Annotated in this window: 3 protein-coding genes; all 3 read left to right on the plus strand. The window is 67.2% G+C overall.

From position 1 onward, the window contains the following. Window positions 1–196, plus strand: a 196-nt coding sequence (locus tag WCJ52_RS12995) for a hypothetical protein (protein ID WP_336903724.1), incomplete at its 5' end; no start/stop codon positions are given. A 104-nt stretch (window positions 197–300) separates the two neighbouring features. After that, window positions 301–648 (plus strand): UrcA family protein, encoded by a 348-nt coding sequence (locus tag WCJ52_RS13000; RefSeq protein WP_336903725.1) that lies wholly within the window; start codon window positions 301–303, stop codon window positions 646–648. 244 nt (window positions 649–892) lie between these two features. Next, the coding region (locus WCJ52_RS13005) for a BTAD domain-containing putative transcriptional regulator (protein WP_336903726.1) at window positions 893–1,793 on the plus strand (901 nt) is incomplete at its 3' end.

Raw genomic sequence — 1,793 nt, forward strand, 5'->3', positions numbered from 1 at the left:
CAGGATGACAACCCAGGCGCCGCGGCGGACACCGTCGCGGCGCCTCTCTATTGAGCCACAGGTGGCGCCCGAGGCGGGCATCGCGGTCGAGGCCCGGAGGAACAGATCCCACGCCCATGCCCAGCCTGAAGGCAGCGCGCAGGGCGAGAAAAAACGCTCCCGCTGTCGAATTAACGATGGATTGACGATGGCGTGACGTTCGGGGGGACGCCCCCACCCCAGAACGGTCCTGCGAGCCGGTCAACGCCCTCCAGAGCGTCGGCAGGCTCCGTCTCAGAACTCGAAAACAGGACCACTGACATGAAGAATCACGCCCTCGCCCTGATCGCCATCGGCCTCATGGCCCTGTCCGGCACCAGCGCTTCCGCCCAGTCCGCCCTCGGCGTCGAACAGATCAAGGTCTCGACCGCCGGCCTGGATCTCAACACCGAGTCTGGCGCCAGGACCCTCCTGAAGCGCATCGAGCATGCGGCCGCCCAGGTGTGCGGCGGCGAGCCTTCCAACCGGATGGACCGCATCAAGACGTTCCGCCCCTGCACCAAGGAAGTCATGAACCGCACGGTTTCGGAAATCAACGCGCCGACCGTGACGGCCTTGTACGAGGGTCGCTCGTCCCTCGAGATGGCCCAGCAGACTTCCAGCCAGTGACCCGAGGTTCCGGCCAGGGCACTCGCCCCGGCCGGAACCCTCCCTTCCGTTGAGGCCCCGCAGGTTTCATCACTTGCGCGCATAAACAGCCGCAAGTCCCCACGACCGCCCTGGCTGAGCGCGACGTCCTGCCGCGTCGCACTTTCACGCGCATTTCACGCCCGAGACGCTGGCCTTCACGAGCGGCCCCTCTATACTTTCGCCAGGTTGCAAACCTGGATGTCGGGGCAGGGAGACGGGGAAGGTGGAGTCCAGTCCGTCGGTGCGGATCAGGCTGCTTGGAGGCTTCGAGATCTACGATCTCGATGGCGTTCAGATCCGCATCATCGGCCGAAGAGCCCGGGGGCTTATGGCGATGCTCTGCCTCGAAGGCCGGGGCGGCCTTCTCCGGGATCGGATCTGTGGCCTCCTCTGGGCGGACCGGCCGGATGAACAGGCCCGCGGCAGTCTGCGCCAGTGCCTGTTCGAGCTTCGGTCTGCGTTGGGCGCCCGCGCCGACGACATTCTGGAGGTCGGGCGGGAACGGGTGTCGATCCGCCCGGGCAGCCTCTTGACGGACATCGACACGCTCAAGGTCGCCCTTCATTCGGATGATCAGGACAAGATGGCCGGAACGGCATCACAGCTCGCGTCAGGACCCTTGCTGGAGGGCATGGACCTGTCAGGCCCTTTCCAGGAATGGCTCGACCAGGCGCGCGGGGCCTGGGAGGCGGCGCTTCTCGATGAACTGACCCGCCGGCTGGCCAGCCTGGAGGCGGCGAGCCGCTGGGAGGCCGTGCGGCTTCTGTCCGAAGGTTATCTCAGGCGCGATCCCCTCCAGGAGGCCGTGGCGGCGGCGGCCATCCGCGCCGATCTCGCCAGCGGCCGCCCGTCGGCGGCCCAGCGCCGGTACCTCGCCATCCGCCAGGCCCTCTCCGACGAACTCGGCGTCGCCCCGGGGGCCGAGCTGGAGCGTGCGATCCAGGCCGAAAACAGGGCCGGGCCTCCGGCCGAGCGCGCTGCACCCAAAGACAGCAAGCCTTTGTCGACCCCCAGCATCGAGCCCGTACTGGCGGTTCTCGCGTTTGAGAACCAGTCTGGCGACCCCGACTTCCTGTACTTTTCCGACGGGATTTCAGAGGAGATCCTGCACGCCGTCTCGCAGA

This window comes from Phenylobacterium sp., from assembly GCF_037138395.1.
Classification (GTDB): domain Bacteria; phylum Pseudomonadota; class Alphaproteobacteria; order Caulobacterales; family Caulobacteraceae; genus Phenylobacterium.